At 48.0% G+C, this 22335-nt stretch carries 18 protein-coding genes; 13 read left to right on the plus strand and 5 right to left on the minus strand.

Going from position 1 to position 22335, the window contains the following annotated elements; genetic code table 11:
* The 6 genes from ACXAGR_RS19920 to ACXAGR_RS19945 form a co-directional block, all read left to right on the plus strand.
* On the plus strand, window positions 1-248 hold a 248-nt coding region (locus ACXAGR_RS19920; RefSeq protein ID WP_474852167.1), incomplete at its 5' end, for an EF-Tu C-terminal domain-related protein.
* 142 nt (window positions 249-390) lie between these two features.
* Window positions 391-840: a hypothetical protein gene (locus tag ACXAGR_RS19925; RefSeq protein WP_474852169.1), complete on the plus strand. Its 450-nt coding sequence runs from the start codon at window positions 391-393 to the stop codon at window positions 838-840.
* On the plus strand, window positions 827-2101 hold the full coding sequence (locus tag ACXAGR_RS19930) for a hypothetical protein (protein ID WP_474852171.1): 1275 nt from the start codon (window positions 827-829) through the stop codon (window positions 2099-2101). Before ACXAGR_RS19925 ends, ACXAGR_RS19930 begins: the two co-directional genes overlap by 14 nt.
* Before the next feature lie 23 nt (window positions 2102-2124).
* Window positions 2125-3705, plus strand: coding sequence for a sensor domain-containing diguanylate cyclase (locus ACXAGR_RS19935; protein WP_474852172.1), 1581 nt, complete (start codon window positions 2125-2127; stop codon window positions 3703-3705).
* Between the two features lie 209 nt (window positions 3706-3914).
* Complete coding sequence (locus tag ACXAGR_RS19940; protein ID WP_474845332.1) at window positions 3915-5588, plus strand: carbon starvation CstA family protein; 1674 nt, start codon at window positions 3915-3917, stop codon at window positions 5586-5588.
* A 139-nt stretch (window positions 5589-5727) separates the two neighbouring features.
* On the plus strand, window positions 5728-6795 hold the full coding sequence (locus ACXAGR_RS19945) for a CNNM domain-containing protein (RefSeq protein WP_119499906.1): 1068 nt from the start codon (window positions 5728-5730) through the stop codon (window positions 6793-6795).
* Between the two features lie 7 nt (window positions 6796-6802).
* Here ACXAGR_RS19945 and pdsS read toward each other — a convergent pair whose 3' ends face one another.
* Both pdsS and pdsR read right to left on the minus strand, forming a co-directional pair.
* Window positions 6803-8980: a proteobacterial dedicated sortase system histidine kinase gene (pdsS, locus tag ACXAGR_RS19950; protein ID WP_474852174.1), complete on the minus strand. Its 2178-nt coding sequence runs from the start codon at window positions 8978-8980 to the stop codon at window positions 6803-6805.
* Between the two features lie 6 nt (window positions 8981-8986).
* On the minus strand, window positions 8987-9676 hold the full coding sequence (gene pdsR / locus ACXAGR_RS19955) for a proteobacterial dedicated sortase system response regulator (RefSeq protein WP_119503272.1): 690 nt from the start codon (window positions 9674-9676) through the stop codon (window positions 8987-8989).
* Between the two features lie 257 nt (window positions 9677-9933).
* Between pdsR and pdsO the strand changes: the two genes are divergently transcribed.
* The 4 genes from pdsO (at window position 9934) to ACXAGR_RS19975 (ending at window position 13148) form a co-directional block, all read left to right on the plus strand.
* Window positions 9934-10668, plus strand: a complete 735-nt coding sequence (pdsO, locus tag ACXAGR_RS19960; protein WP_474845327.1) for a sortase-associated OmpA-like protein PdsO — start codon at window positions 9934-9936, stop codon at window positions 10666-10668.
* A gap of 100 nt (window positions 10669-10768) precedes the next feature.
* Window positions 10769-11698, plus strand: coding sequence for an ABC transporter ATP-binding protein (locus tag ACXAGR_RS19965; RefSeq protein ID WP_119499908.1), 930 nt, complete (start codon window positions 10769-10771; stop codon window positions 11696-11698).
* Window positions 11699-11700: 2 nt separating this feature from the next.
* Window positions 11701-12474, plus strand: a complete 774-nt coding sequence (locus ACXAGR_RS19970) for an ABC transporter permease (RefSeq protein WP_119499909.1) — start codon at window positions 11701-11703, stop codon at window positions 12472-12474.
* Between the two features lie 2 nt (window positions 12475-12476).
* A complete protein-coding gene (locus tag ACXAGR_RS19975) occupies window positions 12477-13148 on the plus strand; it encodes a methyltransferase domain-containing protein (protein WP_474852176.1) in 672 nt (223 codons plus the stop codon).
* 105 nt (window positions 13149-13253) lie between these two features.
* Here the strand turns inward: ACXAGR_RS19975 and ACXAGR_RS19980 are convergent, their stop codons facing one another.
* The 3 genes from ACXAGR_RS19980 to ACXAGR_RS19990 form a co-directional block, all read right to left on the minus strand.
* Complete coding sequence (locus tag ACXAGR_RS19980; RefSeq protein WP_474852178.1) at window positions 13254-15566, minus strand: GH92 family glycosyl hydrolase; 2313 nt, start codon at window positions 15564-15566, stop codon at window positions 13254-13256.
* A 55-nt stretch (window positions 15567-15621) separates the two neighbouring features.
* Window positions 15622-16332 carry a FadR/GntR family transcriptional regulator gene (locus ACXAGR_RS19985; protein ID WP_474852180.1) on the minus strand — a complete coding sequence of 237 codons (711 nt, stop codon included), beginning with the start codon at window positions 16330-16332 and terminating at the stop codon, window positions 15622-15624.
* Between the two features lie 123 nt (window positions 16333-16455).
* Window positions 16456-19188, minus strand: a complete 2733-nt coding sequence (locus tag ACXAGR_RS19990; RefSeq protein WP_474852182.1) for a TonB-dependent receptor — start codon at window positions 19186-19188, stop codon at window positions 16456-16458.
* Window positions 19189-19517: 329 nt separating this feature from the next.
* On the opposite strand from ACXAGR_RS19990, the gene ACXAGR_RS19995 reads away from it, so the two are divergent.
* From ACXAGR_RS19995 to ACXAGR_RS20005, 3 genes are read left to right on the plus strand one after another with little or no spacing between them, the layout of a single operon-like run.
* Window positions 19518-20753 (plus strand): sugar MFS transporter, encoded by a 1236-nt coding sequence (locus ACXAGR_RS19995; RefSeq protein WP_474852184.1) that lies wholly within the window; start codon window positions 19518-19520, stop codon window positions 20751-20753.
* A gap of 14 nt (window positions 20754-20767) precedes the next feature.
* Window positions 20768-21946 carry an AGE family epimerase/isomerase gene (locus ACXAGR_RS20000; RefSeq protein WP_474845375.1) on the plus strand — a complete coding sequence of 393 codons (1179 nt, stop codon included), beginning with the start codon at window positions 20768-20770 and terminating at the stop codon, window positions 21944-21946.
* A 20-nt stretch (window positions 21947-21966) separates the two neighbouring features.
* Window positions 21967-22275 (plus strand): mannonate dehydratase, encoded by a 309-nt coding sequence (locus ACXAGR_RS20005; protein WP_474852186.1) that lies wholly within the window; start codon window positions 21967-21969, stop codon window positions 22273-22275.
* Window positions 22276-22335 lie beyond the last annotated feature (60 nt).

Genomic DNA, 22335 nt, shown 5'->3' on the forward strand with positions numbered 1-22335 from the left:
CTAAAGATGAAGGCGGTCGTCACACTCCATTCTTCAAAGGTTACCGTCCACAGTTCTACTTCCGTACAACTGACGTAACTGGTGCCGTTGAGCTGCCAGAAGGCGTAGAAATGGTAATGCCTGGTGACAACCTGAAATTCGTCGTTGACCTGATCGCTCCAATCGCGATGGAAGAAGGTCTGCGCTTCGCAATCCGTGAAGGTGGTCGTACAGTAGGTGCTGGTGTTGTAGCTAAAATCATCAAGTAATTGATGACTACACACTAGTCCAAAAAAAGGTCGCGCAAGCGGCCTTTTTTGTTTTTCTTTTCCTCCCGCAAAATTAGCAACTTAAAACATATCGGCTATAGTTAAGTCATCTTCTTCGTTACTCAGTAATCCCAGCTTCTTCATGACAAAAAGTTTGGCAATTATCTGGCTGCTGTTCAGGGTTGTATTCTGTACAACGTCTTTTCATGCAAGCGCGTTAAATGCTGAAAACTCTATTGCTGTCGTCGTTCACTCCGACAGTGCCGTACAGTCCCTTTCAAAAGCTGAAGTTATCGATTTATTTATGGGGCGTTTTACCGAGACATCTGACGGCGAAGTACTTATTCCCCTTGATTACAAATCTGAGCTTAATCTGAAAGGAGAGTTTTATCAGACACTGGTAAACCGTTCTCTGCGTCAGGTGAACTCGTACTGGTCCCGCTTACTGTTTTCCGGTCGTGCCAAAGCGCCGGTTCAGGTGAATTCGGTAGCGAATCTCGGCGAGTTGTTTAATGGCAATCAGCACTATATTGCCTATGTTCCAATGAATGCTGTTTCAGAGGAGATGAAAATTGTTCTTGTACTCGAATAAAATCCGTCTCTTTCTCACTTTACCTTTATTGCTGGTCTCTGCCGCAGCACAGTGCGCGGATGACGATAACTGGCGGTTCAGCGGGTTTGCGACGGTAGGCGCCAGTTACAGCAGTAACGATGAACTTGCTTTCCGTTCCTCTTATCTGAATAAGCCCAGAAAGCATTTTAATGTCTTCACAGATACTATGGTCGGGTTCCAGTTCAACTATCACTTCTCAAACGATCTGGACTTAGTAGTACAGGCTATTGCACAGGACCGCGGAGACAGCGAAGTTGCTAACTATTTTGAAATGGCCTTTCTTCGCTATCAGTTCGACCGGAACTGGTCGGCCCGTGTTGGCCGGATGAATTACAACGCCTATTTACTCTCTGAATACAGAAATGTCAGCTATGCCTATCCCTGGGTAAGACCGCCGGTCGATTTCTATTTGCCCACTTCATCAGTGTCGTATGTGGACGGTGCTGAGATTCAATACCGCCATAATGCGAATAACGGCGTGTGGCAGCACACATTTGCTGCCGGAAAGTCAGAAAGTAATCTGTTTGCCCTCGACAGTTTTACCACGATTTATTACGACTATGTCCTGAATGCGACTACAACATACGAGGCATACGACTGGCTTGTAAAGGTAACCGGATCCTACTTTATGGGAGACAGAACCCATTTTAACGGAGGAGATTTCGAGGCCCATTATGATAGCCTTCTGGCGGTACCTGATGTGCTCTGGCCGGGCGTTGATGAAGTCTATGATCATTTGCACATGGACAATGAGGCTATCTGGTATTTGTCTTTAGGGTATCAGTACAACAACGATGAATGGCTAGTCATGGCAGAAATGGTCGCGATGGATTCAGCCTGGACCCTTTTATCTCCTTATGTCTCCGGGTATATCAGTCTTGGCTACCGTTTTGGCGACTTGCTGCCTTACATCACCTTCGCGGGGATAGAAGAAACTGAATCATCCCGGCAACTGCCAGTTCCTGATTTCTCACAAGCGCCAGATGCAGAAACAGCACAATATCTCGGTTTACTGTCGTTCGCCAGCCAGGAGATTTCGAATGCGATTTCAAAAAGTCAGCGCTCAGTTAGTGTGGGAGTTCGGTGGGATGTATCGCCGTCGTCAGCAATAAAATTCCAGTATGACCATTATTGGATTGACGTTCCCGGTTATGCGCTCTGGGGAGTGAGTTTGTATCAGCAAGTATCCGGAGACCACATGAGCAACGTTGTCAGCCTGACATACAGTACAACATTTTGACGTAACGCAAACGGATTGCACGAATGTTTCTACGCAGACTACACATCCGGGTTGCCTCTATTATCGCTCTTATCGGAGGGATTATTGCCATTGCCGGTGGCAGTATCGTGTATCAGCAGAGCGAAGACTCTCTGATGTTTATCACTAAACAACTGGTGGCACAACTCGCTGACAGTACCCGCAAGCCTTCTGCTATCGCCGTTTATGTGGAAGACGATATTCTGGCGAAGGAGATTACCGAAGGTCTGGTGAGAAATGATTTAGTTATGGCTGCCGTGGTGACAACTAATGAAGGGGTACTGGCCCAAAGCGGAGAGCTTATAACGCCGGAAGGCGGTGTTGTTATTCCTTTGATTCACCCGTTTATCGAAGATCAAACCATCGGGAAGCTCTCTGTATACCCGGATATTGAATTCATTCAGCGCAACGTAAGCGAGTTCGCGATGCAGGGGAGTTTATCGATGTTACTGGTTGCTCTTTGCATTACCGTGGCCGTAGCAATTGTGACTAACGAAATGCTGTCCAGGCCATTATTGAAGCTGAGCCGCGAGTTTGAGCGGGTTGACCCCTCCGATCCTGACAACCTGCAAACTATTACAGTGGTGAAGAAACGACAGGACGAACTGGGCAAGCTGATTAGCCGGATGAACGGAATGATATCCGCGACCCGGCATTTTTATTTGCAGGAAAAGCAGCTTCGCAAAGACACCGAGAAACTGGAACGGCAATTCCGTCTTCTTTTTGAAAGGGCCACTATAGGTATTGCGCTGATTTCCCCGAAAAAGGGCCTGTTGCAGGCAAATCCGGCGTTCAGAAACATGCTGGGTGATATCAGTTCGCTGGACACTTTTTGCCGTAAGTTTAACGAGTCCGGGCAAGTTGAAACCATTGCTTCCAGCTTCTCAAATAGAGAAAACGCAGAACAGGACTCTGTCGACCTTTCCTATTACGAGAACGGGGAAGTTAAATGGGTGCACTGTCTGTTTGCTTACGTCAGTGAACAACGCATCAGTCAGCATCGCGAGGGTGAGGTACTCATTGAAGTTATCGTCAATGATATAACCGGGCGCATGCGACGTGAAGAGCAGGTGCGCTTTGCTGCTGAACATGATCCCCTCACGGGTTTGCATAACCGGCGGGGTGGTGAACCTTTTCTCAGAAATCTTATTTCTGCCTCTGCCGGTAATGACAAAACCTTTGTACTGATGATGATCGATCTGGACAAGTTTAAACCGGTAAACGATGAGTATGGTCATGAAGCCGGAGATAAAGTACTTGAAGCGGTGGGGAGCCGGATCCCGAGATTTTTTGCCGATGTCACCTGTGTATGCTGTCGCTGGGGAGGAGATGAATTTGTTGTTGGCCTGCTGGCAGGCAGGACTTTCCTTAATGACATCGACATTCAGTGCAAACTGCTTATCGACATGATCAGCGTACCGGTACCTGTTGAAGGCGTCGGCACGTGTGCTGTTTCTGCAACCGTTGGCGCAATGCTGCTGAAGCGTGAGCATGCTGAACTGACCACTTTACTGGCGAAAGCCGATGAGTTGATGTATGCAGTTAAACGGGAGCACCGGGGCGGACACCGCATCGAATCGTATTAGAATTTCCGCACTCTCCGGGCAGTGATGCATTTATTCAGGTGAATGAACTGTAATGCATTATGTACGCAGGTAAAATTTAACAGCTTGTAAATTATCAGGATGTGTCGTCACACGCCTGTCAATGCTGTATAAAAAAGCTTCACAACTTAGTGTACATCTCGTTACTTTAAAGAATGATAACAACGTACCCTCTAACTCAGGATTAATCTATGCAGTCAATAATGATCGTCGTCCTTGGCATCATAGGCATGCTTCTAGGATGGTTTGTATACTCCAGGTTCATTGCCGATAAGATTTTCCGTCTCGACGACAGTTTTGTGACGCCTGCTCACGAACTGCGCGACGGAGTCGATTACGTGCCCACAAACAAAGTTGTTTTATGGGGTCACCACTTTACCTCCGTAGCCGGTGCTGCACCTATCGTTGGGCCAGCTATCGCCGTATACTGGGGTTGGGTTCCGGCCGTTCTGTGGGTGGTATTCGGTACCATTTTCTTCGCCGGTGTTCATGATATGGGCGCTTTGTGGGCGAGTAACCGCCATAAAGGGAAGTCCATGGGGGCGCTGTCTGAAAGTGTTATCGGGAAACGCTCCCGTGCGCTTTTCATGGTCGTCATCTTCCTGGTACTGCTGATGGTAAATGCGGTATTCGGCGTGGTGATTGCCAAGTCGTTTGTTTCTCAGCCTAACGCGGTTTTCCCTGCCTGGATGGCGATTGTTGTTGCCCTGGTGATTGGTCAGTTGCTCAAGCGCAATTTCAGCCTTATCCCCATGTGTGTGGTTGGTATTATTGTGCTTTATGCGTCGGTTTACGCGGGCAGTTATATCCCTCTTGAGCTGCCGGAAACCATGTTTGGTTTATCCGCTAACGCCAACTGGATCATCATTCTGTTCATTTATGCTGCCATTGCATCGCTGTTACCGGTGTGGATGCTGCTGCAACCACGTGATTTTATCAACGGTATGCAGTTACTGGTTGGCTTACTGCTGCTGTACGGAGCGGTATTTATGTCTATGCCGGATATCACGGCACCGGCGTTCAATACGCAAACCGCTATTGATACACCGAGCCTCATCCCGCTGCTGTTCGTGACCATTGCCTGTGGTGCTGTTTCAGGTTTCCACGGCATTGTATCTTCCGGTACCAGCTCCAAGCAGTTGAATAAAGAGACTGATGCCCGTTTCGTTGGTTATCTCGGTGCCGTAGGCGAGGGAAGTCTTGCACTTATCACCATCGTTGCAGTGAGTGGCGTGGCCTTAGCCGCATCCCCTGAAGAATGGCACGAAGTGTACAGCCACCTTGGTGACGGAAGCGTTTCTGCATTCATTACCGGTGGTGCAAACCTTATCCAGCAAGGCTGGGGACTACCGGTAGATTTCTCATCTACTATTTTGGCCGTTATGGTTGTACTGTTTGCCGGTACTACCATGGATTCAGGTGTGCGTTTACAACGTTACATCATCCAGGAATGGGGCGAGATTTATAACCTTAATATCCTCAAAAATGGCGTTGTCGCTACGCTGGTTGCAGTGGGTACCTGTTTGCTGCTGTCATTCGGTGCCGGTGGCGCATCCGGCTCCGGCGGTATGATCATCTGGCCATTGTTCGGGTCGACTAACCAAATCCTGGCGTCACTGACATTGCTGGTTATCTCGGTAATGTTGATCAAAATGAACCGCCCGGCCATATACACGCTTATTCCGATGACGTTTGTTCTGGTGATGGCATTCTTTGCCGGTGTCATTAAGCTTCAGGAATACTGGGCAGCGGAAAATTACCTGCTGGTATTCCTGGATGCAGTGGTACTGGTTGTCAGTGTGCTGGTTATGCTGGAAGCCTGGTCTGTTATCGCTAAATTCAAGCGGGAAAAACAGCAAGCGTAAGCATGCATCGATACTGAAATTAAACAGCCGGCACTTGCCGGCTGTTTTGTTTGTACAGGTGGACAACAGAATATCTGCAAACTGCCTGCAGATACGTTATGGTTATTTTTCGCGTCTAATTAACGGGTTTTGCAACGCTATGTTTCTGCTGATTGTTTATATTTTAATAGCGCTGGGCTTTTCATTTCTTTGCTCGATAGCTGAGGCGGTGATCCTGAGTATTTCTTCTGCCTACATTTCAGTACTGGAAAAGGAAGGCGCACCTTCCGGTAAATTGCTGCGGGGATTAACCGATGATATCAACAAACCCTTATCAGCCATTCTGACATTAAATACCATTGCCCATACCATGGGAGCAGCGGGAGCGGGTGCACAGGCCGCCGTGGTGTTTGGCGACGCGTATCTGGGGATCATCAGTGCGATTTTAACCTTACTGATCCTGATCTTTTCTGAGATCATTCCAAAGACGCTGGGCGCAACCTACTGGCGGGCACTGGCAACGCCGACAGCATGGTTTCTGAAATACCTCACCTGGTTATTAACCCCTTTTGTATGGTTTTCTGAAAAGCTCACAAAAGGATTTAAAGAAGAAAGCCCGCTAAGAGGGCTGAGCCGCAACGAATTGCAGGCAATGGCTGAGTTGTCATGGCAGGAAGGACAACTGGCCGAAAAGGAAACCGCCTTTCTGAAAAACATGCTGAATATGCATGAAGTGAAGGTGCGGGATGCCATGACTCACCGTACGTCGATGTTCTCCTTATCGGAAACCATGACAGTGGAAGGCTTCTTCCATCAACATGCTCATATGGAGTTCTCCCGCATACCGGTTTACACCGGCGAAGACAGTGAGCATATCCATGGTTTTGTTATGCGTTCAGATTTACTGCTGGCCTACGCCAGAGGGAATACGCAAAAACAATTGAAAGATTACCGGCGGGATATGATCACGGTATTGAGCAGTATGCCTATTGCCAATGTCCTTGATTTGTTCATGACGCGGCGGGTGCACATTTTCATGGTAGTGGACGAATACGGCGGTCTGGAAGGAATTGTTACGCTGGAAGATATTCTTGAGCATCTTCTCGGTATTGAAATTGTGGATGAGAAAGACAATACGGTCAGCATCCGCAAATATGCACAGAATATGGCGCGCCGCCGGGCTGCCATGCTGATGAAAAACGTGCCTGACCTTGGCGGCGATGATTAAAAAATCCCTAGACCGCCAGAGGCAACTGCACCACAACACAAACGCCGGTGTTGTCCGGCAGGTTATTCAGTTGCACACGCCCTTTGTGGTAGCCAGCAATCATATTGGCAATAAACAGTCCTAAACCAAGGTGAGGGTGTTCAGCGGATTTGTGACGTTCTTCATCCGGCCTCACCGATACCATCGACTGCAACAGGTTGTCGTTCATGTTATCGGGCAACGGTGGTCCCGGGTTGGTCACCGACAGTTTTACTGATTTACCTTCCCGCCATAAGTGCACTGTAATCGTATCGCCGTTGTGACTGAACTCCACCGCGTTGGCGATAATTTTATCCAGCATCTGCGCGAATAAATCCCCTGAACCCCGTAATTTTGCCTCTTCCAGCGAGATTTTAAGTTGGAAGGTGCGTTCAGAAAAAACATGGGCGTAACCATCAATACAGCCGGAAACGACAGCGGCTGCATCGAACAGTTCGGGGTCTTCCTGAGCGATAGCATGTTCCAGTCGTGTGGCTTCACTCATACTGTTTAAAATGGTGCTTAACCGGGTGATGCCGCTTTGCGCCCGGCCAATCAGAACAGACTGCTGGGAAGGATCTTTCACTTCGCTGATGGTGTCCAGTGATGAACGTACAACAGCAATAGGCGTCCGCAATTCGTGGGAGAGTCGTGAGGCCATGTTTTCCAGATACGAATTGTATTGCTGAAGACGGTTTAACACGCCGGCGAAGGACTGATGCAAGTCATCAATTTCATCTACACGGCGCACTGCCGGTAAACTGCCGACAATTTTGCCGTTATCGTCAATCACTGCCTCAGTGTTGTCTCTCAGTGTCCGCACCCGGTTAGAAATACGGTTAGCAAACAAAAATAAACTGAGGGTGCCCAGCAGCATCACTGCCAGGATTACATGGAAAAGTTGCTCCAGAGCACGGTTTCGCAGGGTACGGATGCCGTTGGTGGTTTGTTCAACCACCACTGCACCCATTACGTTTTCCTCAATATAAATAGGGTAAGCGGCGGAAAGAATAACGGCTTTACTGTCAGGAGAAAGCCGCCATAAGGAATCCGGTGTGCCGGACAGCGCCGAAGCAATATCTTTTCCGGCCAGCGCATACGCGCCCTGCAACTCATCAACAAATCCGGCTGGCGGACGGGTCAGAATATGATAATAAAGCGGCAGCAAAACATGCTGCTCAAGCCACTGCCACCACGGGTAACCTTGCTGCTCCTCACGGCGTACTTTAAACCCGGTGGCTGACTGGATCGAGCCGGCTCTGGCAAGTACACGCATGTGGTTATCGACTACCCACACCCGTGAATCGGCATATTTAAGCCCGGAAAGGATGCGTTCAATTTCCGGCGACGGCGTCAGTACCGTGCCCATGCCGTCGGCCTGATTGGGGTTCGCTGTGCCCACCGCGTAGCGCTTCTCCCGGCTGGCCGGATCGTCCACATCAACCAGCGCAAAGGCGAGAGCGCCTGTGGTCATACTCAATGGAAAGCGTAGTTCAATGCCGTATCCCTCACCGGTTAGTTGCCAGCGGCCCTGAATACGCAGTTCGTTGTCTGTGGCTCTGTAGCCCCCCGGCGTGTCGTCCAGCTTAAATGCATTCACCCAGCCTTCTGAGTAAGGTGCAATGACAAAACGTTCCAGTTCGCCGTCACCGGCAATAACACTGATCAGTAAATGGTCACTCTGATCGACGGCCAGTGCGTTAGATGCACGCCACACAACGCTGTCATCCTGCACATCAAACATGGCATACAGGTATTTTCCGTAGCGTCCCACCATATGATTAAAAGACAGTGTGACCGGCGGAAAATCCGCAACTTTGCCAAACCACGAAACTACCTGACCTTCACCATATTGCTGACTGAGGCCAGAGACTGCATTCCAGTCTGAAAATTTGCCATCCAGCTGAATGGGAGTGGGGATGGGCGGAGCGTACAAATCTGTGCCGGGGCGAACATCTTTTAAGTAGGCAGACTGACTGTCAAACAGGGCCGGGCGTTCGTGCAGCGCAGTGGCCACCGCTCTTGCTGTACCAATCATGGTTTGTTCCTGCCCGGTCCGCAAATATTGTTCAAGCTCCCACACATAGCGGTACCCCAGCCAGGGGATGGTGAACAAAAATAGCGACAGCACCAGCAATTGCAGGCGGATAGAAAAGCGTAAGTTCACGAACAATCAGCCCTGCCAGCGATAACCCATGCCATACACCGTATCGATATGATCAAAGGTGCTGTCCAGCTGGATAAATTTTTTACGCATGCGCTTAATATGGGACGTAATGGTGGTGTCGTCGACAACCATCCGTGATTCGTCCATCAGTTGTTGCCGGCTTTTTACGTGGCCGGGATGTTTGATCAATGCGTGCAGCATCCAGAACTCTGTGACTGTTAAGGCAACCGGCTCGTTCTTCCAGCTTACTGTCATGCGGCTGACATCTACACTTAAATGACCAAGCTGAATTTGTTCGCTCTGTTGCTTCGGCGATGACAATAAGTCCGTGCGCCTGAACAGGGCGGCGATACGTGCGAGCAGATGCGCCATACTGATATCTTTTGTCAGGTAGTCGTCGGCTCCCATACGCAGTCCGCTGATGGTATCCACATCGTTGTCTCTGGCGGTAAAGAAAATGACCGGCATGGTCTGGGATAGCTGTCGCAATTGCTGACACAGCATAAAGCCGCCTTCCATTTCTTCTTTCAGGCCAATATCAATAATAGCCAGATCAGGGAGCGCCTGTGAGAAAGCAGCAGAAGCGGATGGTCTGTCAGCATAGGCATTCACCTGATAACCCTGCGCCTGCAGTGCAGCAATATAGTTTTCCCTGATGGCGGCATCATCTTCAACAAGAGCAATAGTTCTTGGCATCGTCATTAATCTTTTCAGTTTCAGTGGCATGACTATACACCATGAAAACTGAACAATGCCTGATTAAGACAAAATTCCCCCGTAACGCCACTTTTTAGCCATATTTGCCCTGTTTAACCGGCGTAACGTGGTCAAGTGACCTGATTGCCCCGATTTATCACAATGCTTCGCCACCTTTCCCCATTTCACTTGGAGCATGGTCAGATTGTGCCGGTTTAATTATTACCATCAACACTCACTCTGGTAAGGAAATGAACATGACAGGTAAAAAAGTACTTTTAGCAGGCATCATCGCGGTTATGGTTAACCCGGTAGCACAGGCTGCCAGTGACAGGCATTATCAGGAACAAAAAGACAAAGCTGCGGCAGTCGGATTAGGAACCGGCGTGGTTATCGGTGCTATTGTGGCAGGTCCCATTGGCGCCGGCGTTGCCGGTATTCTGGGGGCCGTAATTGGTGACAGCAAGGCAACCAGTGAACAGTTAAAAGATACACAGGCTGATTTAATGGCCAGCAATGCTGCATTAACTGAATCTCAACAGCAGCTTCTGGCTGTAAGAGATGCACTGGAATCGGCGCAGCTTCAGGCTTCAATCACTCAGGTAGGTTTGACGTCGTATCCGGAAGAGCAGGTGATGGCGATGGAGAGTGCCATTCAGTTTAAGAGCGGCTCTGACGATATCGAAGCACTCTATAGTACGCAGCTTGATCTGATTGCGAAGGCGCTTAAGCAACATGAAGGGCTGGGGATCCGGTTAACCGGTTATGCGGATTATCGCGGCGAAGCCACCTTTAACCAGACATTGTCAGAACAGCGCGCCGGCGCGGTTAAACAGGCACTCACAGCACGGGGTGTGAGTGAAGATAAAATTGCCCTGCTTGCTGTCGGGGAAGCGGGCAGTCAGCATTCTTCTGCAGAAAATACCTTCTTCGACCGCAAAGTGGTTATGCAAATCTTGCCAGCCGGACAGGCTATGACGGCACAGCGCTAATTCCTTTCGTTAATCCTCCCAACCCCAACGTTTAGCGCCCGCAACGGGCGCTTTTTTCATGTTATTATTAACGGCTTAATGAAAACAAAACAGGCAAAGCATGAAAGCGCTGGATATCACAGATTTGAAGAAAATCTACAAAGGTGGCGTGCAGGCACTGCGCGGCGTCAACCTGCATGTAGATGAGGGGGATTTTTTTGCCCTGCTGGGACCTAACGGTGCCGGTAAATCCACCACCATCGGCATTATCAGTTCACTGGTTAACGCCAGCGAAGGCGATGTGAAAGTGTTCGGGTACGACCTGAATACTGAAAAAGAAAAGGCTAAATCCTGCATTGGCCTGGTGCCGCAGGAATTCAACTTCAACCAGTTCGAAACCGTACTGCAAATCGTACTGAATCAGGCGGGTTACTATGGTGTGCCCCGCAACGTGGCTAAAGAACGGGCCGAAAAATACTTAAAGCAGCTCGACCTGTGGGAAAAGAAAGACATGGCTGCGCGCACGTTGTCAGGAGGCATGAAGCGCCGCCTGATGATTGCACGGGCGTTAATGCACGAACCCAAATTGCTGATTCTGGATGAGCCCACCGCCGGTGTGGATATTGAAATCCGCCGTTCCATGTGGGACTTCCTTAAAACCATCAATGAACAGGGGATCACTATCATCCTGACAACCCATTATCTCGAAGAAGCGGAAATGCTGTGCCGCAATATCGCGATCATTGATAAGGGGACGATAGTGGAAAATACCAGTATGAAGTCGCTGCTGGCCAAATTAAGCATGGAAACATTTGTGCTGGATCTTGGCAATTACGCTAACAAGCCGGTTATTTCAGGTTTTACTCACCGTTTGCTGGATGAAAATACGCTGGAAGTGGATGTGGAGAAAACTGAAGGGCTGAATCCGGTATTTACCCAGTTAACAGAGCAATCGGTGCCGGTGCTCAGTATGCGTAACAAGTCGAACCGCCTGGAAGAGTTGTTTGTTACCCTGGTCGAGAATGGCCGTAAAGCTAAAGAGGAGGCGTAATCATGCACGGACAAAATAACTGGATTGCGCTGAATACTATCTGGATTAAAGAATGTACCCGCTTTCTGCGCATCTGGGTACAAACACTGGTGCCGCCGGCAATTACTATGACACTGTATTTTGTCATTTTCGGTAGTCTGATTGGTGAACGGATTGGTCAGATGGGCGGCTTCACCTATATGGAGTTTATTGTACCCGGACTGATCATGATGTCTGTGATCACGAACTCTTATTCAAACGTGTCATCGTCGTTTTTCAGCGCCAAATTCCAACGCAATATTGAAGAATTGCTGGTGGCTCCTGTACCGACATGGGTGATCATTTTCGGTTACGTGGGCGGCGGCGTTGCCCGTGCTATCTTAATCGGCATTATTGTGACCTGTGTATCAATGTTTTTCGTTGATGTGCAAATTCACAACCTGGCCGCTATTGTGGTTACCTTGCTGCTTACCTCCACCTTATTTGCTACCGCCGGTCTGGTAAACGCTGTATTTGCAAAAACCTTTGATGATATCAGCATGGTGCCCACTTTTGTGCTGACCCCGCTGACCTATCTGGGCGGTGTATTCTACTCGTTAACGCTGTTACCGGAATTCTGGCAAATTGTCAGTAAGGCTAACCCCATCGTGTACATGGTGAATGGTTTCCGCTATGGCTTTCTAGGTGTGTCAGACGTTAATGTTTCTGTGTCCATTGCCATTCTTGTCGGCTTTAATGTGGTGCTTTACGCTGTTGCACATCATCTGCTGACAAAAGGTCGCGGGATCCGGAGTTAACTGTGAGTACCGGTAATTCCCGTGAAGTACTGAGTAATCAGCAGGGCATTCATGAGAAGCTCGATGAACTGGTTGAGCGGTATCGCCGCACGGAAAACCAGCGTCCGGTGAGTGACCATACCCGCGCATCTTTTGATGACGTGTGTGCGTGGCTGGATGACTGGCAGGGCGATGTGATTCTGGATTCCTGCTGTGGGGTAGGGGAAAGCACGGCCAACCTGGCTGAACGCTTTCCTGATGCCAGAGTTATTGGTATTGATAAGTCTGCGCTGAGAGTAGATAAGCACGTGCACTATCAGACAGAAAGTCAGAACTACGCTGTGTTTCGTGCAGATGTAAATGACTTCTGGCGCCTGGCTCGCACGGCGGACTGGAATATTGTGCAGCACTTTTTGCTGTACCCTAATCCTTATCCGAAACCGTCTCAGGTACAAAAGCGTTGGTACGCTTCTGCTGCCATGGTGGATATTATGGCGCTGTGCAGCAACATTGAGGTGCGCAGCAACTGGTTCCTGTATCTGATGGAATTCGCCCGCGCGGCAAGTCACTATGGTTTATCCGGAGATATCAGTGAAATTACCGGTGATAACCACATGACCCCCTTCGAGCGGAAGTACCGTGGCAGCGGGCAACCATGCTGGCGGTTGAATACCCGTCACGATGAAGCTGATTAAATACATTTGTAAGCAGTAAAGGCCGGTTATCCGGCCTTTACTATTCTCAGAACGTCAATTTCTCCCTTTAAGATATGGAAGAATCGTCACTGAACACGATTAATCTCAGGGAGTGGACGTCATTTCAAGTTTGAGTAACCCTCCCCGGGTAATTTCTCCGTGCGTCAGATACCGGCGGTTAAGAGGCTTACCGTTTAACCATGCCGATTTAATATAACGATTTTCGTCACTGTTGTTCACGGTCTCAATCGTGAAATTTTTGCCACTGTAATAACGTTCATCTAAAGCAATGGTGATACGATCAAAGATCGGGCTTCCTATTTGATAAACGGGCTCTTGACGCGCGCCGCCATCGACCTGGAATAATCCGATTTTCATTAATACCGCAAGTGAACCCATCAATCCCTGGTCTTCATCACCGTTGTAGCCATGCTCAGGTGACAAGTTTTGATAAACCTGATTGACCACCTCCCTGGACCAATATTGGGTTTTGCCCGGCTCACCGAGTTCATTAAAGATAAAAGCGGTTTGAATTGAAGGTTGATTGCCGTAGTTCACAGGAATACGGCGGTACTCTTCGTGGGTTTCCTGAGCGTGCGCGGTACCCGAAGTAAATCCAAGTTTTTCAGCGGCTTCAAAAGCCTCATTCAAACGATTGGCTGCGACTTTTTCCCCACCCATTAAATCAGCGAGGCCGGCAATATCGTGAGGTACGTACCACGTCATTTGTGCTGCGTTCGACTCGACGAAACCGTGCCGGTATTCAAACGGGTCAAAGTCGGCTTTCCACTTTCCATTTTCATCTTTCGGACGCATGAAACCGGTCCCGGTATCATAAATATTCCGATAATTGAGACTACGGTTTTTCAGCCACTCAGCATCTTCAGCAAGGCCGAGTTCCTGCGCCAACTGTCCCAAAGTCCAGTCTTGATAAGCGTATTCAAGGGTTTGACCTGCTCCATCGCGGTGGAACGCGTCGCTTTCAACTGGCAGCGGGTAAGGCACAAAGCCCTTCTCGATATAATATTCCAACCCGCCACCTATAGCAGAGTCGTGTTCATAGCCTGCGTGGCTCATCATACCGCCTGGTAAGTGATTTTTTTTCAGCGCTTCATAGGCTTTCAGCGGGTCAAAATCATGAATACCTTTTAAATAAGTGCTGACGATAAATGGCGTAGACGAGGCGCCTGTCATTACGTAAGTGTAATTTCCACCAGATGGCCCTCTGGGCACATAGCCGCCATCTTCCGCCATGGTCAGCATCGAGTTTGAAAAGTCAGACGCCACCTTGGGATAGGCCAACGGCCACAAGGTTTGAATAGTCCACTGAGCGCCCCAGAAGGAATCTGAGTTGTGGTGATTGAATTCAGGTTGGTGTTGCGCATTTAAGGGGAGTTGTTTGATTTTTCGTTCAGCGCTGGTTTGATCTGAATAGCGGCCATCAACATCAGAGATAATTCGACGCCCTTGAAGCGCGTGGAATAAATCGGTGTAAAAACGACGGCGCACTTTTTCACTTCCCCCTTCTACCCGGATTTTCCCTAACCATTCATTCCAGGTATCACGTGAAGCCGCTACAGTGGCGTTGAAATCCCATCCGGGTAACTCAGATTGTATGTTTTGCTTAGCACCATCCTCATCTACGTAAGAAATAGCCACTTTCATCAGCACGTCATCTGTAGAGTCATCCAGTGTTAGCAGCGCTGCTGTTTCATTGACATCAATTTTGGCAACCGGCTTGTTCAGTTTGATATAAAAAAACACTGGTGTAGGGCGCGGGCGACGAATAGTGGGTGCATTAATCACAGAACCACTAAACGTGGTGTCATCAATTTGGGTAAAGCTGCCTTTGGATAACTCCGAGGGACCAAATTGACCCTCTAAATCCAGCAAGATCTGTTTCGGTCCCGCTTGTGTATATTCATAGTGATGAAAGCCAACGCGGGTGGTGGCGGTCAACTCAGCGTTGATGCGATAGCGCTCAAGGATGAGTGAATGGTAACCAGCCGCTACATTTTCTTTGTCGTGACTAAACGCAGAGAAATAGTCGTTTTCTATGTCTGCCAGTGGTCGCTGTTGAGAGATAGGAAGCACTGATAAACCTGACAACTGCCATGCATGGACATGGTTGAAGCCTTTTACTTCCTCAGTGTTATACCGGTATCCACTACCCCATGCTCCGTCAATTTCGGTGTCGGGGCTGAGATTCACCATGCCGAACGGTCGGGTGGCTGAATTAAAGTAAAACCAGCGGGAATTGGCTGAATCTAACCAGGGCCATACCGCATCGACAGGGGCAAGCTGTTCACTCACTGCTTGTTGCACAGAAACCGGTGCTTCTACTTTATTAGATTTTTCACAGCCAGCCAGCGCCGCACTGACAAATAACGCTGAAACAGCGCAATGCGTTAATCGCATGTCTTTCTCCAAGAGGGTTGCGATCAATCACACCGATGCATTAGGGGTCAGGTAACTAGTCGTCGTTTAAGGTGCACTCTGAGAACTCATTGATGACTCGCTGGATATGGGATCTCATTGCTTGTTTTGCCCGACTTTCGTCTCTGCTTTGTAATGCTTCTATAATCAGGTGATGATCTTCAATTATTGGTGACGCACCACGACGGCGAATTAACGCATCGAAAGTGGTATTCATTTCAGACCGGTTACGTAGCGACCACAACCCACAGATGATTTCGTAAATACTGGAGTTTCTTGTTGATTGTGCGATCAGCTCGTGAAAACTTCGGTCATAACTATGTGTTTTTGCTAAATCCTGACTCTCAAGATTTTGCATTTTCTTTTGAAACACTTTTAACTGATGAATTTCCTGATGAGTAATCCGCTGAGAAGCTAAAGCTGCGGCTTCTGATTCAAAATACAAACGGGCTTCCAGAATTTCAAACGGGCCGGGTAAGTTTTCTTCGATGTTGAGTTCGCTACGGCCAGATTCAGCGATGACATACACGCCGGAGCCCGAGCGAATTTCCACAATACCACTCACTTCCAGCGCGATCATTGCCTCGCGGATAGTGGGGCGGCTAACATTAAAGGTTTCCGCAAGTTTGCGTTCTGCCGGTAGTTTTTCACCGACACGTAAACTACCCTGACTTATCATCTCCAGGACTTGTTCGGCGATTTGCAAATAAAGGCGTTTGCTTGATAAATCATTAATTTGAAAGTGCATGAATATTGTTTTTTCTGAACCTGCTTTACTTCCACTCTAGCGTCTTACTGTTCGGGTGGTCAATTTACATGACCAAATAAAAGTATGTGGTTACCAAAAAAGGTAACCACATAAGCACAATTGTCAGAAGCTGTACGTTACACCCATGAAGTAGGTAGAGCCAAAGGTCGCAACAGATTGTAACCGGGCTTTCTCGAAACGTGTTCCACGCTCGTAATCGCCGTTAACGTTAATACCTTCCAACGACACTTTTACGCCATTCTCAAACTCGTATGACATGGATACATCGACTTGTTTCCGGGCATCGAGTAAGCTTCCGGGATTAGGCACTATGGCACTGCTGTCACCGAAGTTTTCACCTGTTTTTGAGCCATCATTCAATGAATATTCACTGCGATAGTTCATGGCAATACGAATGGCGAAACCACCATTTTCGTAATAACCAATGAGGTTGGCAGTACGTTCTGATGAACCCAGAAGCGGTTGTTCTTCTTGTGGATTGTCTGCATCCAACAGGGTGTAGTTAGCGATCATGCCCAAACCATTAAATGGTGCTGGCAAGAAATCAAACGACTGGTTATAAGCAAGCTCAATACCATTGATCTCTAAAACACCATCGGTCGCACGATTTCGTGTGATGTTATAGATATAGCCATCGGTGCCACGACATTCACCGGTTGCTGAGTCAAATGAAACATCGGCTAATTGGAAATCACCCGGGCATACTGCCTCAGTAATAACTTGATTTTTAACTTCTTTTTTGAAGTATGCCAGAGTAATTGCACTTGATTCATTGAAGTACCATTCTGCGCTTAAATCGTACTGGTTAGCGGTCAGTGCCGGAAGGTCGAAAGAGCCTTCAGAGACATTCACAATAATATCGGTACCGTTGTCCAGAGTCGCAATCTCGCGGCCAAAGCTCGCGGTTTCACCAATAATCGGGCGCACCAATACTTTGCCTGCCGCAGCACGAATCACGATGTCGTCGGTTAGATCATAGGCAAGGTTTAAGCTTGGTAGCCAGTTGTCATAATCAAAGCTACTCGATGACGGTTCGGCAGAATCGCCGCCGATATCCGTAAATGCGCCTGTTGTTACTTGAATTCCGCCGTCATAAGTAACGGTGTCAACGGTACGATCTGTTTTAGCGTAACGTACGCCAATATTACCGCGAAGGTAATCATTACCAAAGTCCAGCTGTGTATAAAAATTGGTAATGTTGCGATCGATTTGAAAGAATCCGGCTTCCTGGAAGTTTGGTTCAATTGTCAGACCCGATTCATCAAAGGCTTGCAGGTAAGCATCAACATCCGGTAATACATAATTCAAGTTTAACCCAGCGAACTCACCGCCGCTAAAGTCGTTTACGGTATAACTCGCTTCTGCAACGGTGGGGAAAGGCGCAGTATAAATATCGTCGTCACGGAAATTCCGGTCATAACGCGTACTTTCGGTATCCAGAGTTTGTCTGCGGTGCTTGAAACCAAACTTCACGGCTTTGAAGAAATCGCTGTCGAGATAATAGTTGAAGTCAACCTGTGCAGCGAGCTCGTCAGTATCGTAAGTTTGCACTTTACCTGAGATGTCATTACGAAACAGATTATCTAACGCCCATGAGCTGGGATCTGACACCGGATTGAGGCCGTTTGAAGTGAATACGGGATTATTTGGATCCATGTCGACTTCAAGGTCTGAACGAATACCTAATACAACTGCGCGTTCTACGATATCAATGCTTCCCGCAGTGTAATGGAGTGCACTATTCATGGTGAAATCATCGGTAATCATCCATTCTGATGTACCTGTTACAGCATAGCTGGTGCGGTCTTCAGTTTGACGGGTATGGTTGGCTTCTACGCGAATGTTCTCAGCAAGGATATGGTCTACAGTATTATCTGTTTGGCCCAGGTAGGTAAGGGTGGGTTCAGGATCACCACCACCAAAAAGTGGAACTAACTGCTGGAAGTAAATCTTACGTTCATCCTGTGCAAGAATCCCTGTTAATCCAAATTCCAGAGTATCGCTGGCTACATATTGTATTGCTGTATTTAACAGATAACGTTGCGTGTTGCCGTCTTCGCGTCGCATTCGGGGACGATTGGTTCGTTCCAGTGGGATGCCATTAGCTGCGTAATCGCTTTCGCCATCGCTGTTCAGGTCAACATCGGAAAAACGTTGGCTGTACATTAAGTCATAACGGGTATCGAGCTCCTGATAACCAAAGTTAACTAAAACACCAAGGTTGTCATTAAATTGGTCGATATACGTAAAGCTTCCGCCGGGTGTGGCACTGCTGCGGTCTTCTGAGTAGTTTGCCTCGACTTTTGCAAGCATCTTGCGTTCGGAATAGTTGAGAGGCTTAGCTGTGCCTATATTCACAGCACCAGACAAGCCGCCTTCATCCATTGATGCGCTGGGAGTTTTGAATACCTGAATTTCTGATGCCAGTTCTGACTGCACAATATCAAAGCGGAAGCCACCGTCAAATTGTGCGCTGGCAAACGCCTGACCATTCAGGGTTGTTGCCGCATATTCGGGGCCTAGTCCCCGAATGCTGATCAACGCACCGCGTCCGTTCGAACGTTGAATTTGAATTCCGGCAATACGTTGGATCGATTCGGCGATATTTTCATCAGGAAAGCTTGAAATGTCGTCAGCGGAAATGGCGTCAGAGACACCTACTTCGTAACGCTTCATCGACAATGCTTTAGTAACACTAGAACGAATCCCTTTAACTTCTATCACTTCAGGATCCTGTGAACTTGTATCTTGCGCTAGCACCGTAATTGGTAATGCCAGTGCCAAAGCTGTGGCTAACGGTGTGAGTGTGTATTGCGCCCCGAATCGTTTTTTCATGCTGTCTCTCCCAGTCTTATGAATAATTGGTAAGGCCGGATAAGTATAATCACAAGTTAATACGTTCAACAACCAAATTTTTACAATAAATAAACGCAGATTACATTTCTGGTACGTAAATTACGTTCCGGTTATAGATGGTATTTCTTTCTGTAAATCACTTGGTTAGTGGTTCTGATAAATGCAATATTTCTATAAAACAATGGTTTGTGTGTATTTCCCGGTTTGTACGACCCCTTTATTGCAATGTTGATGGTCTTCATTTACTCTCTGTAAGGTGGCCTTACCAGAGTTGTGAGGTTGTCGAAATGTGAACATAAAGGTGACCAATGAATACAGTCAGTAATACACAAGCCTCAATAGCGAAGTCGCATTCGCCATTATTAGCGATGAGTGCATTGTTTTTTTTCTGGGGCTTTCTGACAAGCTTGAATGATGTCTTGATTCCTCACCTTAAAAGTGCGTTTTCACTTAATTACACTCAAGCCATGTTGGTGCAATTTGCCTTTTTCGGTGCTTACTTTCTTGTGTCACTGCCTGCTGGTAAGTTAATTAGGCGCCTGGGTTTTAAAGCCGGCATTATCGCGGGCTTATTAACTACAGCGGTGGGCTGTCTATTATTTTACCCCGCTGCAGAAGTGAAGTTGTATGTGTTTTTCTTAGGGGGATTATTTGTTCTCGCCAGCGGGATCACGATATTACAGGTCACTGCGAATCCCTATGTGGCAGCGCTCGGTGATGAAAAAAGCGCATCAAGCCGGTTGAATTTTTGCCAGGGATTGAATTCTGTGGGGCACACTGTGGCTCCCTTTTTTGGTGGTGCGCTAATCATTGGGGCGAGCCAGCTTGGGGGGCCTGCTAATCCTGAGTCGGTCCAAATTCCCTACTTGTTGATTGCGCTAGCGCTGGTTGTGGTGGCGATTGTATTTAAGCGTTTTCCACTACCTAAAATTGCCGCAGAATCCGGGCAATCTGCAAGCCTGCAAGGAGAGGCTGTGAAAAAGCTCACCGCTCATCGCCATCTTGTGTTAGGTGCTGTGGCGATATTTTTGTATGTCGGTGCCGAAGTATCGATCGGTAGCTTTTTGATTAACTTTTTAAGTAGCGACGATATCGCAGGTCTCACTCATAAAGATGCAGCCACCTATCTGGGGCTTTATTGGGGCGCCGCTATGGTCGGGCGTTTCGCTGGTGCTTACATCATGCAGTACATCAAAGCGTCTTCAGCACTCACATTTAACGCTTTGGCGGCTATATTTCTGCTCGTTGTTGTGATGTCAGCCAGTGGCAGTATCGCAATGTGGGCTGTGGTATTGATTGGACTGTGCAACTCCATCATGTTCCCCACCATTTTCTCACTGGGAATCCGTGGGTTAGGGGCAGCAACGGCTGAAGGTGCGGGTCTGTTGTGTCTGGCTATTGTTGGAGGTGCAATTTTGCCTGTTTTGCAGGGCATTGTAGCCGACACCCTGAGTATTCAGATGAGCTTTATCGTGCCGTTAGCCAGTTATGGATTTGTGACCTGGTATGCACAAAAAGGCAGCAAGCTGCCAAATGAACAATAGAGGGTTAGATTATGTTGGACTGCAAAAGCGAACAGGCATTAACGTCACACATTGAAGATATACTGGCGTTTTACGCCCCGAATGTAATGGACGAAGTTAACGGTGGTTTTCATCAGAACTATTACGACAATGGTGACATTTTCGAACCGGGGAAAAAGCACCTGGTGAGCTCCACCCGGATGATTTTCAACTATTGCAAAGCCTATCAGCACTTTCAACGTGAAGAAGACCTCCAACGCATTGAGCACGGTTTAGTGTATTTGCTTACCCGGCACTGGGATGAAGAACGTCAAGCGTATAATTGGTTGTTAGATGCTAATACACCGGTGGACCAAACCAACCATGCTTATGGATTAGCTTTCGTGATCCTCGCGCTCGCAACCTGTGTGAAAACAGGACTTAACAAGGCTGAGATACCTTTATATCAGGCGTGGGAAATACTCAACGAGCGTTTTTGGCAAGAGTCCGATGGTTGCTATGCCGATGAAGCCTCACCAGATTGGTCAACGTTAGGTACGTATCGCGGTCAGAATGCCAATATGCATTGCTGTGAAGCGTTATTAATTGCCTATGATGCAACAAAGGATAAGGCGTTTTTAAAACGTGCTTATACACTGGCAAAAACTTTCGCGGTAGAAAAAGCAGCACTGACGCAAGGACTGATTTGGGAACACTACCATGCTGATATGTCGATTGATTGGGAGTACAACAAAGACGACCCGAAAAATCTTTATCGTCCGTGGGGCTTCCAACCGGGCCACCAAACTGAATGGACTAAATTACTGTTAATTTTGCATCGTCATCAGCCCGAAAGCTGGATGGTGGAAAGAGCGCAAGCGCTATTTGATAGCGCACTGAACCTTTGCTGGGACGAGGAAAACGGCGGTATTTTTTATGGTCATGCCCCTGACGGTGAAATTTGCGACAGTGACAAATATTTCTGGGTACAAGCCGAGTCGTTAGCAGCGGCTGCGTTGTTAGCTAAAGCAACAGGTAATGATGCATATTGGCAATGGTATGAGAAAATTTGGGCGTATTGCTGGAGCGCCATGATTGACCACACATACGGCAGTTGGTTCCGTGTACTTACGGCGGACAACAAGCCTTACAACAATGAGAAAAGTCTGGCTGGCGCTAAGTGTGATTACCATACCCAGGGGGCGCTTTGGGAAATTATCGAACAGGCATTATAACTTTCGAAGAGTAACTATTTATGATTGAAACGTGGAGATGGTTTGGTCCTGATGACACCATTACCCTGGAAAAAATCAAACAGGCGGGCGCAGCCGGTGTGACTGGGGTTTGCTACAACTTTATGCCGGTAGTTGGTTGGACACGTACTAACCTCAACTATCAATTGTCCGATAAAACATACGCACTTCGTTTTGAATACTCTGACTTTGCGGCATACGACGTTTACATCATGCAACGACGGGGCAGAAGCAGATTACCCGGCAAGTTTGCTGGCGAAAGCCAAAGCCCGTCTGGATGTCATGTCAGAAGAACAGAAAGCCTTGCTTGAAAGGTTTGGCTTAATTACCTGGTGTGATAAGTGCGGTTTCGTACATTCAGACTCGTTAGT

The sequence above is a fragment of the Alteromonas sp. ABH4_457 genome (genome assembly GCF_056160625.1).

Coding starts and splice junctions, on each gene's coding strand:
- ACXAGR_RS19925 (WP_474852169.1), top strand. CDS start 391: ATGACAAAAAGTTTGGCAATTATCTGGCTGCTGTTCAGGGTTGTATTC.
- ACXAGR_RS19935 (WP_474852172.1), top strand. CDS start 2,125: ATGTTTCTACGCAGACTACACATCCGGGTTGCCTCTATTATCGCTCTT.
- ACXAGR_RS19940 (WP_474845332.1), top strand. CDS start 3,915: ATGCAGTCAATAATGATCGTCGTCCTTGGCATCATAGGCATGCTTCTA.
- ACXAGR_RS19945 (WP_119499906.1), top strand. CDS start 5,728: ATGTTTCTGCTGATTGTTTATATTTTAATAGCGCTGGGCTTTTCATTT.
- pdsR (WP_119503272.1), bottom strand. CDS start 9,676: ATGCCAAGAACTATTGCTCTTGTTGAAGATGATGCCGCCATCAGGGAA.
- pdsO (WP_474845327.1), top strand. CDS start 9,934: ATGACAGGTAAAAAAGTACTTTTAGCAGGCATCATCGCGGTTATGGTT.
- ACXAGR_RS19965 (WP_119499908.1), top strand. CDS start 10,769: ATGAAAGCGCTGGATATCACAGATTTGAAGAAAATCTACAAAGGTGGC.
- ACXAGR_RS19970 (WP_119499909.1), top strand. CDS start 11,701: ATGCACGGACAAAATAACTGGATTGCGCTGAATACTATCTGGATTAAA.
- ACXAGR_RS19980 (WP_474852178.1), bottom strand. CDS start 15,566: ATGCGATTAACGCATTGCGCTGTTTCAGCGTTATTTGTCAGTGCGGCG.
- ACXAGR_RS19985 (WP_474852180.1), bottom strand. CDS start 16,332: ATGCACTTTCAAATTAATGATTTATCAAGCAAACGCCTTTATTTGCAA.
- ACXAGR_RS19990 (WP_474852182.1), bottom strand. CDS start 19,188: ATGAAAAAACGATTCGGGGCGCAATACACACTCACACCGTTAGCCACA.
- ACXAGR_RS19995 (WP_474852184.1), top strand. CDS start 19,518: ATGAATACAGTCAGTAATACACAAGCCTCAATAGCGAAGTCGCATTCG.
- ACXAGR_RS20005 (WP_474852186.1), top strand. CDS start 21,967: ATGATTGAAACGTGGAGATGGTTTGGTCCTGATGACACCATTACCCTG.